This is a genomic window from Phragmitibacter flavus (assembly GCF_005780165.1).
GTDB classification, from domain to species: domain Bacteria; phylum Verrucomicrobiota; class Verrucomicrobiia; order Verrucomicrobiales; family Verrucomicrobiaceae; genus Phragmitibacter; species Phragmitibacter flavus.
The window spans coordinates 43,254-58,009 of record NZ_VAUV01000019.1; the positions used below are offsets into that span (position 1 = coordinate 43,254).

Annotated in this window: 9 protein-coding genes; 1 reads left to right on the plus strand and 8 read right to left on the minus strand. The window is 57.5% G+C overall.

The window, feature by feature from the left end; translation table 11 throughout:
- Positions 1-233: 233 nt before the first annotated feature.
- The 8 genes from carB to uppS all read right to left on the minus strand — a co-directional run bounded on the left by carB (position 234) and on the right by uppS (position 13,824).
- Positions 234-3,551 carry a carbamoyl-phosphate synthase large subunit gene (gene carB, locus FEM03_RS20910; protein ID WP_138088258.1) on the minus strand — a complete coding sequence of 1,106 codons (3,318 nt, stop codon included), beginning with the start codon at positions 3,549-3,551 and terminating at the stop codon, positions 234-236.
- Between the two features lie 979 nt (positions 3,552-4,530).
- Positions 4,531-5,907 (minus strand): replicative DNA helicase, encoded by a 1,377-nt coding sequence (dnaB, locus tag FEM03_RS20915; protein ID WP_206171098.1) that lies wholly within the window; start codon positions 5,905-5,907, stop codon positions 4,531-4,533.
- Positions 5,908-6,042: 135 nt separating this feature from the next.
- On the minus strand, positions 6,043-6,390 hold the full coding sequence (locus FEM03_RS20920; protein ID WP_138088260.1) for a hypothetical protein: 348 nt from the start codon (positions 6,388-6,390) through the stop codon (positions 6,043-6,045).
- A gap of 73 nt (positions 6,391-6,463) precedes the next feature.
- Complete coding sequence (gene rplI, locus FEM03_RS20925; RefSeq protein WP_138088261.1) at positions 6,464-6,955, minus strand: 50S ribosomal protein L9; 492 nt, start codon at positions 6,953-6,955, stop codon at positions 6,464-6,466.
- A 186-nt stretch (positions 6,956-7,141) separates the two neighbouring features.
- Complete coding sequence (locus tag FEM03_RS20930; RefSeq protein WP_138088262.1) at positions 7,142-8,170, minus strand: peptidylprolyl isomerase; 1,029 nt, start codon at positions 8,168-8,170, stop codon at positions 7,142-7,144.
- Between the two features lie 3 nt (positions 8,171-8,173).
- Complete coding sequence (mfd, locus tag FEM03_RS20935) at positions 8,174-11,443, minus strand: transcription-repair coupling factor (RefSeq protein WP_138088263.1); 3,270 nt, start codon at positions 11,441-11,443, stop codon at positions 8,174-8,176.
- Positions 11,444-11,529: 86 nt separating this feature from the next.
- Positions 11,530-12,996, minus strand: coding sequence for a sigma 54-interacting transcriptional regulator (locus FEM03_RS25710; RefSeq protein WP_166443043.1), 1,467 nt, complete (start codon positions 12,994-12,996; stop codon positions 11,530-11,532).
- 93 nt (positions 12,997-13,089) lie between these two features.
- Positions 13,090-13,824, minus strand: coding sequence for an undecaprenyl pyrophosphate synthase (uppS, locus tag FEM03_RS20945; RefSeq protein WP_138088265.1), 735 nt, complete (start codon positions 13,822-13,824; stop codon positions 13,090-13,092).
- Positions 13,825-14,272: 448 nt separating this feature from the next.
- Here uppS and FEM03_RS20950 point away from each other — a divergent pair, with 448 nt between their 5' ends.
- Positions 14,273-14,701 carry a MarR family winged helix-turn-helix transcriptional regulator gene (locus tag FEM03_RS20950; RefSeq protein ID WP_138088266.1) on the plus strand — a complete coding sequence of 143 codons (429 nt, stop codon included), beginning with the start codon at positions 14,273-14,275 and terminating at the stop codon, positions 14,699-14,701.
- The last annotated feature ends 55 nt before the right edge of the window (positions 14,702-14,756 follow it).

Consider the following 14,756-nt stretch of genomic DNA (forward strand, 5'->3'; position numbering starts at 1 on the left):
GAGGGTTGACCTGGAGAGGCGAGGGAAGGAAGGCGTTGTCCAGGTGTGATCGTGGCAAACAGCAAGGTCACCGTCGGGAACTGGCTGCGATCTGATCTTGCCGGAGTTTTTTGGGTCACTATTGGCTGCGGAATCGCGGCAGGTCGAACCGAAGCGAAAAGTGTCAATTTCCGCGTTCGGTGGCGGGAGGGATGGTCCGTTGGGTGCGATCCCTATGGTTCCAACGGATTGGGTTATGCGTGAGCGTGATACTCCTGAATAGTTTTGACGCTGATGTCGCGCTCGTTTAGGGAGCGAATGGCTTTCAAGGCGGAGTCGGCGGCGCGCATGGTGGTCATGATGGGGATGCGGTTGGCGACGGCGGCGGTGCGGATTTTGATTTCATCTTCACGCGGGGTTTTGCCGCTGGGGGTGTTAATGATGAAATGCATGTCCTTGTTCTTGATGTGATCAAGGACGTTGGGACGTTGGCCGCTGGCAAGTTTTGGGAGCTCGTTGACTTCAATACCTTCGGCTTTCAGGAGGCTGGCGGTGCCGGAGGTGGCGTAGATGTTGAAGCCGAGATCGGCGTAACCTTTGGCGAGTTTGGCAACGGCGGGTTTGTCGGTTTCCTTGACGCTGATGAAGATGTTGCCTTTGACGGGCAGGGTGCCGCCGGCGGCCATTTGGCTCTTGGCGAAGGCGAGGCCGAGGTCGGAGTCGATGCCCATGACTTCGCCGGTGGATTTCATCTCGGGGCCGAGGGTGATGTCGACGCCGGGAAATTTACTAAAAGGGAAAACGGCTTCTTTGACGCTGAAATGTTTTGGGATGATTTCTTCGGTGTAGCCAAGTTCCTTCAAGGTTTTGCCGGCCATGATTTTGGCGGCGAGTTTGGGGAGGGGAATGCCGATGGCTTTGCTGACGAAGGGGGCGGTGCGGCTGGCGCGGGGGTTGACTTCGATGACGTAGAGGTCGTCGCCTTTGACGGCGAGCTGCATGTTCATGAGGCCGCGCACGTTGAGGGCTTTGGCGAGTTTCTTGGCGGCTTCGCGGATGCGATCCTGCATGGCCTGGGTGAGGCTGAAGGGGGGGATGACGCAGGCGGAGTCGCCGGAGTGGATGCCGGCTTCTTCGATGTGCTCCATGATGGCTCCGATGACGGTGGTTTCGCCGTCGCTGATGCAGTCGACATCGACTTCGGTGGCGTCTTCGAGGAAACGGTCGACGAGCACGGGGCGGTCGGGCGTGGCGTCGACGGCGTTTTGCATGTAGTGCGTGAGTTCGGCGTCGCTGTAGACGATCTGCATGGCGCGGCCGCCGAGCACGAAGCTGGGGCGAACGAGGCTGGGGTAGCCGATGCGGGCGGTGACGGCGAGGGCTTCTTCGAGGGAAGTGGCGGTGCCGCTGGGGGCCTGGAGGAGTTCGAGGTCGTCGAGGAGTTTGGCGAAGAGTTTACGGTCTTCGGCGAGTTCGATGCTTTTTGGAGAGGTGCCGATGATGCGAACGCCGTTTTCTTCGAGGCCTTTGGCGAGATTGAGCGGGGTTTGGCCGCCGAACTGGACGATGACGCCGAGGACCTGATCGTTGACGTTTTCGCGTTCGTAGATGTTGAGCACGTCTTCGAGGGTGAGGGGCTCGAAGTAGAGTTTGTCGGAGGTGTCGTAGTCGGTCGAGACGGTTTCCGGGTTGGAGTTGACCATGATGGTCTCGAAGCCGAGTTCGCGCAGGGCGAAGGAGGCGTGGACGCAGCAGTAGTCGAACTCGATGCCCTGGCCGATGCGGTTGGGGCCGCCGCCGAGGATCATGACTTTTTTACGTTCGTTGTCGCGGACTTCGTCTTCGACGCCGTAGGTGGAGTAGTAGTAGGGGGTGAAGGCTTCGAACTCGGCGGCGCAGGTGTCGACGAGGCGGTAGGTGGGGATGATGCCGAGCTTCTTGCGAGCTGCACGAACTTCGTTTTCGTTGGCTTCAAGTTGGAGCGAAAGCTGTTTGTCAGAGAATCCTAATTTTTTCCTGGTTCGCCAAGCGCGCCGCAAACTGTTGAGTCGGCTTTCTTCAACATCGGTCAAGACTTGTCCAGCTTCCCACCATTTGGCAAATGGGTCTAAATCCACGCGACTGTCTCGCACTTCTGAAAGGGCGTTCCAGTGCCGTGATTCAGCCACCAATTCCTCAATCTGCCGCAGAAACCAGCGGTCGATTTTGGTGATGTCGAAGACTTGGTCGACGGTCCAGCCTTTGACGAAGGCTTGGGCGAGATGGAAAATGCGCTCGGCGTTGGGGACGCTGAGTTTGTTGGTGAGGGTGATGTCATCGACAACGACGTCGGCTCCGTCGCCGAGGAGGCCGAAACGTTTGATCTCGAGACTGCGCAGGGCTTTTTGGAGGCTCTCTTTGAAGGTGCGGCCGATGGCCATGGCTTCGCCGACGGACTTCATCTGGGTGGTGAGGGTCTGGTCGGCTCCAGGGAATTTTTCAAACGTGAAACGGGGGACTTTGGTGACGACGTAGTCGATGGTGGGCTCGAACGAAGCCGGGGTTTCGCGGGTGATGTCGTTTTTGAGTTCGTCGAGGGTGTAACCGACGGCGAGTTTGGCGGCGATCTTGGCGATGGGGAAGCCGGTGGCTTTGGAAGCGAGGGCGGAACTGCGGCTGACGCGCGGGTTCATCTCGATGACGATCATGCGACCGGTGTCGGGATGGACGGCGAACTGGATGTTGGAACCGCCGGTTTCGACGCCGATCTCGCGGATGCAGGCGAAGCTGGCGTCGCGCATGATTTGATATTCGCGATCGGTGAGGGTCTGGATGGGGGCGACGGTGATGGAGTCGCCGGTGTGGACGCCCATGGGGTCGAGGTTCTCGATGGAGCAGATGACGACGCAGTTGTCGGCGCGGTCACGCATGACTTCCATTTCGAATTCTTTCCAGCCGAGGAGGGATTCGTCAATTTGAACTTCGCTGACGGGCGAGAGGTCGATGCCGCGGGCGACGATGGTTTCGAATTCTTCGCGGTTGTAGGCGATGCCGCCGCCGGTGCCGCCGAGGGTGAAGGCGGGGCGGATGATGAGGGGGAAGGTGCCGATTTCTTCAGCGATGGCGATGGCGTCGTCCATTTTGTGCGCGACGCCGGATTTGGGCATGTCGAGCCCGATTTTGAGCATGGCGTTTTTGAAAAGGAGGCGGTCTTCGCCTTTGTCGATGGCTTCGGCGTTGGCACCGATCATGCGGACGTTGTGTTTTTCGAGGACACCGCTCTTAAACAGGGACATGGCGGTGTTGAGGGCGGTCTGGCCGCCGAGGGTGGGGAGGAGGGCGTCGGGCTTTTCGCGTTCGATGATCTTCTCGACGATCTCGGGGGTGATGGGTTCGATGTAGGTGCGGGCGGCGAACTCCGGGTCGGTCATGATGGTGGCCGGGTTGGAGTTGACCAGGACGACTTCGTATCCTTCTTCGCGGAGGGCTTTGCAGGCCTGGACGCCGGAGTAGTCGAATTCACAGCCTTGTCCGATGATGATGGGACCGGAACCGATGAGAAGGATCTTGTGGAGGGATGGGTCTTTGGGCATGGTCAGCGTGGCGCGGGCAAAATGGGGGTTCCATCTCGCATCAAGATGCGTGTGAGGAAAGGGGAAAGTGCGGAAGGAGAAGTGAAAAAAGCGTGAGGTGGGGAAGTTTGGCAGCCTGTTGCACAAGATATGCGGCAAGGAAAAACCCGATTGGTGGAGGCCCGAGGTAGGGACGTCGAACTCGTTGACTCCCAACGATGAGCTACAAAAACCAATGAAACCCGGGTTTCCTCATTTGTGGATAACTTCCAGCTTTTTGTGGAAAAGATTTAGTGCCTTAGCAAATTAACCCGGTGTGGATGCTGGCAGTGGAAATCTAAGACATGTTAGAGGGTGAACGCATGAACACCGATTTTAGTGGAAAGGAGGTGACAAGCGCGTAACTTGGAAAATCGGGCTAATGAATCGAACAATCCTATTTGCGATGATGAAAGACCAGAAGATCCGCTGACAATTAATAGCATTATCCAAATAGTAAAGAAATGCTAAGTGAAGCATAAACAGCTTGTAATGAACGAGTTGAGAGGAAATTTAGGGCGAAAAGCAATTTACCATTGCTTTTAGTTCCCGCATTTTTTGCGATTCAATTTTCCTGAAAATAATTGGCGCCAATGAGTGTCGTTTTCGTTCCACAGCCTGCTCAGGCGGGTTCCACAGTCAGAAACAGTTTTCCGAATGTCGAATGATTTTTTAATTGGGCCTTGGCACCTGCACGCCCAAATATCCACCTTCCTCGGATGTGAATAAGTTGTGAACAAGGGGTTAAAAACTCCGCAGTGGCCTTAACGTCAATGAATAAGGAATTTCCTGACCACACTAAAATCTTCAGTATGTTTTTCAGATTCACGGCACGGGAAGGTAATTCTGAACGCAAATTAGGGGGAATGCGTTGCATCGCTGACTCGAGTCCAGCAGAGAGTGGGCGATGAGCGCAGGCAATGCCTGAAATCGATGTCTTCGATCGCCAACATTGACTGCTTCAATGGTCGCTGCCGGAATCGGAGTCGCCTTCCCGGGGAACGAAACGCATGATTTCTGCGATGAACTTGAGGGGGACGTCGTCGGTGGGGCCGTTTCGGTTCTTGGCGAGAATGAGGAGCGCTTCGCCCTTACGGGATTCGTCTTCGTCTTCGTCCTTGTCCTTTTTGTCGTCTTCCTGTTTGGACCCGGCGTAGTCGGCGCGGGTGAGGAGTCCGACCATGTCGGCGTCCTGCTCGATGGAGCCGGATTCACGCAGGTCGGAAAGCATGGGGCGCTGGCCCTTGCGTTGTTCGACGGCTCGGTTGAGCTGGGCGAGAACGATGATGGGGATGTTGAGTTCCTTGGCGACGCCTTTGAGACCGGCGGAGATTTCGGCGATCTCGATCTGGCGGTTTTCCTTGGCGCGCTTGGAGCCGGAGGTCATCAGCTGGAGATAATCGATGGCGATGAGCTGGATGTTGAACTGCTTTTTGAGTCGGCGGGCCTTGGCGCGGAACTCCATGATGTCGAGGCCGGGGGTTTCATCGATGTAGAGTTTGGCCTTTTGGAGTTGGCCGCAGGCGGTGGTCACGGCGCGCATCTGTTCGCGGTTGAGCATGCCGCTTTTGAGTTTGCTCATGTTGACGCCGGCACGGGCGGCGATGAGTCGTTGCACGAGGACGGAGGCGCTCATCTCCAGGCTGAAGAAGGCAACGGGGCGGTCTTCGTTGACGGAGGCGTGTTCGACGATGTTCATCGCGAACGAGGTTTTCCCCATGGACGGACGGGCGGCGATGATGAACATCTCCCCGCCTTGCAGGCCGGCGCTGAGGTTGTCGAGTTTGGGGTAGCCGGTAGAGAGTCCGCGCAGCATTCCGGGGTTGCGCAGCAGCTCCTCAATGGCATGCATGGCTTCGTCGACATGCACGTCGAGGGTTTTGATGGCGTCGCGAGACTGGGTGTCTTCGCGGACGGCGAGGACGCGAGACTCTACTTGGTCGAGGAGATTGGGAACGTCTTCTTGGTATTCGTAGGCGGCCTGGATGCTGTCGGTGCAGGCCGTGATGATGCGGCGCAGCAGGTGCTTGTCATGCAGGATACTCTTGTAGTAGGAGTAGTGGGCTGAAGTGGGGACGAAGGAATAGAGTTCGGCGAGGGTGGCAGGGCCGCCGATTTTGTCCATCAACCCTTTGTCAATGAAGTAGGTCGACAGGGAGACGAGGTCGATGGGGCGGTTGCCATTGTTGAATTCGAGGAGGACTTCGTAGACGAGGCGGTTGGCGGGGTGGTAGAAGGCTTCGAGGGGGATGTTGACCTGGGCGTCGTTGAGGAGGTCGACGGGGTTTTGCAGAAAGCAGGAGAGAACGCCTTTTTCGGCGTCGTCGCTGCGGGGCATCGAGCGTGCGGAATCGTTGGCATTTGCCTGGTGCTGCGCAGGGCCATGAAGCTTGACTTCACCTGGATTGGTCCACGCTGTTTTGGGTGCATTGGCAGCTGGTGTCCTAGTTTCGGCGACCATGATGATTCGGGACTATAACAATTTTTTGGACATTCTCTTTAGAAATGTCAGCACGGTGGTGGTTTCATGAAACTCGAGACTGCCTTGATGAAGTTCTGAGGCAATTTCTTCGCAGAGAAAGTAGACCGGCGTGCCAGTAAGTTTGTGGATGCGGTGGGTTGCCTGACTTTGTGGCGGGAAGTGGCTCATGTTGATCTTCTTGGATTGAATCTCATGGAAATACCAGCCGAGCCATTTCCAGAAAGCCAGTTCGAAGCACTCTGAAGACCGGTAGTTTGCCGCGAACAGCAGGTCTTCGCATAACTGTTTGATTTCGGGATCGGCGATGTCGGAGACTTTGGTGCGATAGTAGGATGACATAGGGGATTTTTTAGATTGGTGAGCACAAAAAAACCTCGGAAGGAGACTTCCGAGGTCTTCGAAAATGGAAAACCTAGCTGTCGTCTTCGGAGTCGCCTTCAGCACCATCACCAGCGGTGACGGTGATTTTGAGGAAGCAGTTGATGTCGCCGTGGAGTTTGACGGGGACTTCGAAAACGCCGGTGGTTTTGATGGGTTTTTCGAGTTCGATCTGGTGACGGTCGAGCTGGATGCCTGCGGTGCTGTCGGCAACAGCCTTGGCAATGTCGCTGGTGGTGATGGAACCGAATGCCTTGCCGCCCTGGCCGGTGGCGAGGGTGAGCTTGAGTTTGAGGCGCTTGAGTTTGGTGGCGAATTTTTCGGCTTCGGCGAGTTCCTGTGCTTCACGTTCGGCGCGGACTTTTTGCAATTCGTCAAGCTGCTTGAGGTTGCGCTTGTTGGCCAAGAAGGCTTTGCCCTGGGGGACGAGGAAATTGTGAGCGTAACCGCCTCTGACTTTCACGACGTCGCCTTCGGCGCCGAGGGTGGCGATTTTCTCTTTCAGAATGATGTCTACGGTGGCCATATGATTGCGTTCTAAATGGAAATGGGGCGTGGAGAATACCCGGTGGGAATGGGATGTCAAGTGATGGATGTTAAATATCGGGAGGATCTTCGTCTCCCAGCATTCGACATCGCGTGCCCGGGGACCGAAAACCTCTCGTGCAGCTCAGTGCAGAGAAGGTTGGTTCAGCCACCAGTTACCAGTTGATCAAGGCTTTTCCTTGATGATCCACTCGAGAAAGCCTTTGCGGACGCTTTCGGGCTGGATGCTGGCGCGTTGGGCGAGGGAGGAAAGCCAGCGGTTGAGGGCCTCGCGACCCATTTCGGATCTGACCACGCGCTCAATCTGCGGACGGACTTTCTCAAGTGGCTCAAGATTGCCGGGCTGTTTGGCTTCGCAGTAGATGATCATGTAGTTGGCGCTGATCTCGACCACTTTGCTGACGCTGCCAGCTTTGAGGGTGAAGGCGACTTCGGCGAGCTCCTTGTTAAGGGAGGCGCGCTCTTGCAGGCCCCAGTCGCCGCCGTCGCTGGCGCGGCTGTCCTGGGAGTAGGTGCGGGCGAGGGTTCCGAAGTCGGAGCCGCTGACGGCTTTTTCGCGAATCTCTTCAGCAAGCTTGAGCTGGGCCTCAGGGGTGGCGGTGCTGTTGCCGATCGGGTATTTGGGGATGGTGATGGTGCTGAACTTGATGAAGTCTTTCTCGCGGAACTGGGAGTCGTTTTCGCGGTAGAATTTTTCGACCTGGGCCGGGGTTGGGGGCGGAAGGCTGCGGATTTGTCGGGAACGAAGGACGGAGATGATCATCATGTCCTGACGTTGCTGGCGAAATTTGCGCAGGGTCATGCCGTTTTTGGCGAGTTCCTGGAGAAACTTTTGGCGGTCGCCTTCGAAGTTTTCGCGAATGACGGAATTGACGTCGTCATCAATGTATTGGGCCTTGATGGTGCCGCCGAGTTTTTCGAATTCGGAGAGGACGAGCTGGCGTTCGATGAGGGTGTAGAGAGCACTTTGGCGCAGTTCCCCGAGTTTTTGATCGAGTTCGCGAGGATCACGAATGGTCATGCGCAGCAGTTGTTCCTGCGAGTTGACGGCGTCGCGAACTTCGGAACTGACGATGGGTTTGCCGTTGATGACTACTTCGACTTTGTAACTGTTCTGACCGAAGGCGCTGCTGATGGAAAAATACAGCGCGAGAAGCAATACAGGAGCCAGGGAATGGCGGGACAGGAGATTCATGGATTAGATGGTTCGAAGCAGTTGCAAGGCCTCGCGCAATAGTAGGGGGGGGGAATGCGCTGTCAATCGAGGAAACTTGCCATTGAGCAAGACGTAGCGGCCGTTGCGGGTGAGCATGAGCTTGGTTTCCTGGATTTCGACGGCGCTGAGATTGGCGCTGGCGGCGGCGAGGCGCAGGGCGGCGCAGAGGAGAAGGTGTTCCACGGCGGGAGGCGGGGGGCCGAACTGGTCGCGCCAGTCGCGCTCAAGGGTGTCGAGCTCCTTGCGGGTCATGGTTTCGCCGAGCATGCGATACGCGATGATGCGCTGGCGGGTGTCCTCAATGTAGCTGGCGGGAAGGAAGGCGGGAATGCGGTGGTCCGTGTTTTTCACGAGTTTTTGGCGGTCGGGCGGACGGTGGGCGGTCGCGGCGGTGGCGCGTTTGGTAGGGGCGGCATGATTGTCCTGGAGCCATTGGGCTTCGCTGAGACAGAGGAAGTCGATGTGAAGGCTGACTTCCATCGGCTGGGGAACGCGGCGGCCCTGAAGTTTGGCGGTGGTGGCCTTGAGCATCTGGCAATACAGGTCAAAGCCGACGGCGGCGATGTGACCGGATTGCTCGGTGCCGAGGAGGTTGCCGGCGCCGCGGATTTCGAGGTCGCGCATGGCGATTTTGAAGCCGGAGCCGAGTGCCGTGTATTGTTTGATGGCGTTGACGCGTTTGCGGGCGTCGCCGCCGGTCATGAGGTCGCGCGGGATCATGAGGTAGGCGTGGGCGCGTTCGCCGCCGCGACCAACGCGACCGCGCAACTGGTAGAGGTCGGCGAGGCCGAAGCGGTCGGCGCGGTCGATGATAATGGTGTTGGCGTTGGGGATGTCGACGCCGGATTCGATGATGGTGGTGCAGACCAGGACGTCGGCTTCGGCGTTGATGAATTTCTGCATGACGCCTTCGAGGACTTCGGCCTCCATCTGGCCGTGACCGTGGAGGATGCGTGCTTTGGGGCAGAGCTTTTGCAGTTTGGACTGCATGTTCTCGATGCTGGCGACGCGGTTGTGCAGGAAAAAGACCTGCCCGCCGCGGTCGATTTCGTGATCGATGGCTTCGCGAATGATGCGTTCGTCGTAACCGCAGATGGTGGTGTTGACGGGAGTGCGATTGGGCGGTGGGGTGTCGAGGGTGGACATGTCCCGGGCACCGAGCAGGGCGAGATAGAGGGTGCGGGGGATGGGGGTGGCGCTGAGGGTCAGAACGTCGATGAGGCGAAACAACTCCTTGAATTTTTCCTTATGTTTGACGCCGAAGCGCTGTTCTTCGTCGACAATGGCGAGGCCGAGATTTTTGAACTGGACGTCTTTGGAGATGACCCGATGGGTGCCGATGACGATATCGACGTTCCCGGCTTTGAGGGCAGCGATGGTTTCCCGGACTTTTTTGGGCGGGGTGAGACGGCTGAGCATTTCGACTCTCACGGGGTAGTCGGACATCCGCTCGCGGAAGGTTTGCCAATGTTGCTGGGCGAGGACGGTGGTGGGGACGAGGACGGCGACTTGTTTGCCGCTCATGACGGCTTTGAAGGCGGCGCGAATGGCGACCTCGGTTTTGCCAAAGCCGACATCGCCGCAGAGGAGTCGGTCCATGGGCTTTTCGAGTTCCATGTCGCGTTTGATTTCCTCGACGGCGCGGATTTGGTCGGGCGTTTCGCGGTAGACGAAGGATTGCTCGAACTCGACCTGCCACTTGGTGTCGGGAGTGTGGGCGTAGCCTTTGAGGGTTTGGCGTTCGGCGGCGATGGAGAGCATTCGCGCGGCGAATTCCTCGACGGAACGTTCGGCTTGGGCGCGGGTTTTGTTCCAGCGGGCGTCGCCGAGTTTGTTGAGTTTGGGGGCGTGGCTGCCGACGCCGACGTAGCGGGAGATGAGATGAGCCTGGGTAGGCGGGACGAAGAGTTTGGCCTGGTCGGCATAACGAATGATGATGACCTCTTCGGGAGGCGGGCCGGGGCGGATTTCGATGCCGTCGTATTTGCCGATGCCGTAGTCGGTGTGAACGACGAGGTCGCCGGGTTTGAGTTCGCGCAGGTGATCGCGGGCCTGGCGAAGGACGAGAGCTTCGTCGAGTTTGGAACCCTTGAGACGGCGATGATGCTGGTGGCGACCGAAGATTTCGGCACCGGCGAGAATGGCGAGTTTGGCTCCGGGGACGGTGAAGCCGCGATGGAGGAGGGCGAGGGGACGGTGGACGTTTTGCTGGTTGAGCCAGGGCGTTCCGATGAGTTCTTCGAAACGTTCGCGTTCGGCTTCGTTGTGGAAGTAGATGGAGATCTGCCAGCCGTCGCGGTGCCAGTCGGTGATTTGTTGGATGAAGCTGTCGCGGCGGTTTTGTTGAAGCACGAAGTCACCGGCGTTGAAGGTGCCGAGGGGGCTTTCGTAGATGGCGAGGGTGTGGTCTTCCTTGGCGGAGGTGCCTTGGGGCGTGCTGGAGATGGAAATGCGGAATGCGGAATGCGGAAGTGGGAATTGGCTGAGGTCTTCGAGGTGGATCTGGTGATCGTTGGAATGGAGGAGATCGGAAAGGGGAACGGTGGTGGTTTCGGGAACGGTGAGCAGGAGGGAGTGGCTTTGATGCCGACGGATGGAGGTCTGCGTGTGGATGTCGAAGGTGCGGATGGATTCGATGTCGTCGCCGAAGATTTCGAGTCGGAGTGGTTCTTCAGCCTGCCAGGGAAAGATGTCGATGATGTCGCCACGACGGGCGAACTGGCCGCGTTCGGCAACGACGGGGACGCGTTCGTAACCGGCGGAGTTGAGCTGAGTAAGTAGCGCTTCCGTGTCGAGGGATTCGCCGGTGGTGAGGAGCGTCTGGTGTGAGCTGAGGTCGGTGAGAGTGGGGACGTTTTCGGTGAGGGAGTCGGCGCTGATCACGATGACCTGGGCGCTGCTGTCATTGCCGGGGGTGCTGAGTTTGGTGAAGACCGTGAGGCGCTCGGCGATTAGGTCGGGATCGGTGAGCGTTTCTTTGTCGGAAGGATCGTGGGGAAGTCGGGGAAGAAACAGAGCCTGAATGCCCCAGATCGAGAGTTCGGCATGGATTTGTTCCTGAGTGCGGGCGTCCGGACAGATGATCCAGGTGCGTGTGCCGGGGCCGGGACGAACGCGGAGGGCGAGGGCGGTGGCGAATGCCCAGCCTTCGTGGGCGATGGGGGCGATGAAGGGGTGCGCGGATTTGGCGGCTTTTTTTGCCCAGGTGGCGAAGGGTTTCGCGAGCAGGACTTGCTGGACGGGATCGATCATGGAGTTTTGGTCATGAGCGAAATGGGGTGTGCAGACATCGGTCGACAGGCAAAATGCCTGTCACACCCACAGGCTGCAAGCCTGTGTCACGAAGCTTTGCGGGGGCGTGCGGTTTTGGCGGAGGCGACGCCGACGGCGGGCGCAGGGTCGGCTTTTTCTTCGACTTTGGAGATCGCAGAGCCTAGCAGGCGGGCGGCTTTCTCAGGGTCTTGATGGCAATGACGCATGGCGGCGCGGTTGAGTTCGCGGTCGAGCCAGGGCTTGAGTTCGAAGTCGGGAATGGAAGAAGCGTATTGGAGAAGGGTCTCCAGGGCATCCTGCATGCGAACCAGGGTGTTGATGGGGGTGGTGGTGCGCTGGGTGCTGCTGCCGAGGGGAACGTCGCTGGGCAGAAGGACGTCGGTATTGCAGAGGGCGCAGGCGCGAAGGATGGTGTTTTCGAGTTCTCGAACGTTGCCGGGCCAGTCGTAGGCTTCCATCATGGAGAGGGCGTCTTCGCTGAAGCGCATCTGCGGGGTGCGTTTGCGGGCGGCGATGCGTTGCAGGAAGAACTCGGCGAGGATGCGCGTGTCTTCGCGGCGTTCGCGGAGAGGGGGGAGGTGGATGCGGACAACGTTCAGGCGGTAGAACAAATCTTCGCGGAAACGGCCTGCTTTGACTTCGGCTTCGAGGTCTTTATTGGTGGCGGCGAGAATGCGGACGTCGGTGCGCAGGGTGGTGTTGCCGCCCACGCGGGAGAAGTCGCCTTGTTGAAGGACGCGGAGGAGCTTGCTCTGGACGGTGAGGGGCATGTCGCCGATTTCGTCGAGGAACAGGGTGCCGCCGTCGCATTGTTCGAAGCGGCCCATACGCTGCACGGCTGCACCGGTGAAGGCGCCCTTTTCGTGACCGAACAGTTCGCTTTCCAGAAGGTTGTCGGGAATCGCGGTAATGTTGATGGCGACAAATTCTTTCTGCGTGCGAGGGCTGAATTTGTGAATGGCACTGGCGACGAGTTCTTTGCCGCAACCGCTTTCGCCGGTGATCATGACGGCGGCGTCGGAGCGTGACACGCGACCGATCATTTTGAAAACGTCCTGCATGGCCGGGGAGCGACCGATGATGGTTTCCTGGATGCTGTCGTTGGTGACGGGATTGGTGGTGGCGAGGGCGGTTCGACGGGCGTCAATGGCGCTAAGGGCGCTTTCAACGACAGAGCGAAGGTCGTAGGGCATTTGTTCCTTGCGCAGGAAGTCGTAGGCACCAAGGCGCATGGATTCGATCACCACGGAGTTGCCAGCGACACCGCTGAACAGGAGCACCATGGCGTTAGGGTCGTTTTGGCGAAGACGTTTGAGGAGTTCAATGCCGTTGGTGCCAGGGAGGCGGGCTTCAGTGAGGACGAGGTCGGCGCGATTTTTGCTGTAAGCGGCGAGCGCGTCTTCGGCGCGTTCGAAACATTCAATGGTAACGTCTTGCGCCTTGAGGTGGGAGGCGGCCCACACGAGAAAGTCGGTGTCCGAATCCACGATGATCAATCTCGTGGGTGCGGGTTGGGAGGTGGTGGTGGGCATTGGAACAATCATCTTCTCACAAAACTGGCGGGGTGCAATGGTCTAGGCGGCTTGGGAATCTACGAATTGTCGTTTATGAGTTGAGGTTCTAGATCATACGCCGCCAAACCGGCGTTGGCGCCGGGAGAAGTCTTCGATGGCAGCGGTGAACTGCGATTCCCTGAAATCGGGCCAGAGAACGGGGGTGATGTGGATCTCGGTATAACTGAGCTGCCAGAGGAGGAAATTGGAAAGGCGCATCTCTCCGCTGGTGCGGATGAGGAGATCAGGATCGGGATAATAACGGGTGTATAAATGCTTGCTGAACATGTCGGTGTCGATCATGCCCTTGTCGAGATGGCCTTTTTCGATGCTGTCGAGCAGACTCTTGATGCCGTCGACAATCTCTTCGCGAGCGCCGTAGCTGAGCGCGAAGATGAGGGTGAGTCCAGTGTTGTTGGCGGTGGCTTCGATGGATTTGTGCAGCTGTCTCTGGCAGCTTTCGGGCAGATCGTGGAGTCGACCAATCGCCTGGAGGCGGACATTTTTCTCCAGCATTTCTTTGGTCTTTTCACGCAGAAAACGTTCAAGCATCTTCATGAGCGAATCGACTTCGCTTTTGGGGCGCTTCCAGTTCTCGGTGGAGAATGCGTAGAGCGTGAGGTATTCAACGCCGAGTTCGCCGCAGCATTTGACGGCTTCACGAACGGATTCCGCGCCGCGACGGTGACCTTCGGTGCGGGCGAGTCCACGTTCCTTGGCCCAGCGTCCGTTGCCGTCCATGATGATGGCGATGTGCTTGGGGATGGTAAGCGCTTTGGGGGTGAGGGAAGCGGTTGCGGAGGGCATCTGGCGAGGTTGGCAGCGAAAGGAGTGATCGATAATGTGGTGCGAACCTAGGGCACTCTTTGATTTGGCGATTCTGCCCAAGGAACGCAATGCTTTTTTGACAGCGGACAGTCATTTTGTGAATGAAATGGATTAGTCGGAGATTTTTTGGTCGCCAGCATTGCCAAATCATGCCGCTGTGGCTGAGGGCAGGTGCGTCGTTGAAGTGGCATTGATTCGAGGGCGCGTCGCAAAATTGAGAATATTTGTGTTTTATTGAACATTTTAAAAAAAGTGCTTGAAGGGGCCTTAATAGTTGGATAGCCTTGAATATCAGGGCGAAAGTTTTGGGTGTAATAATGGCAGTTTTTATGGTTATTGTAAAAAACACCTTGAAATTTAACTGGTGAGTATTTAAAGTTTGTAATTATTAGAATATCAGGTTTTCAGAACATCAACCAATACTCCTATGTCATCATCCAATACACTCCCCTCCCAGCATCTCAGTGATCCGGCTCAAGTGGCGGATTTCATTTTGTTTAGTCAGCGCGAGTTCCTGCTGAATCTTTCCAAGGATCTCAGTCGGGGGAACATCTCCTTCGCCCAGTTTTATTTGATGGGCTATCTGAGCACTTCAGGGGAGCTTACCATGACCGACATCGCCCGCAAAATGGGACACAGCACGGCAGCTGCCACGGGTTTGGTTGATCGTTTGGAAAAGTTGGGTTACGTCGAGCGCATGCACGCGGAAGATGATCGCCGCAAAGTTCTGGTGAAGATCACCGAGCAGGGCACGGATTTGGTGGCCAAGCTGCGCGGGGCGTTGCAGGACCGGGTGGCGGAAGCCATGAGCGGAAATGGTTCCGAAGTCACTGGGTTGGTCGGGCTGGCGAGCTAAGATTGAGGTTGGGAATGCGGATGGGTTTTTGATATTGATATATAAAAGCCGGTGA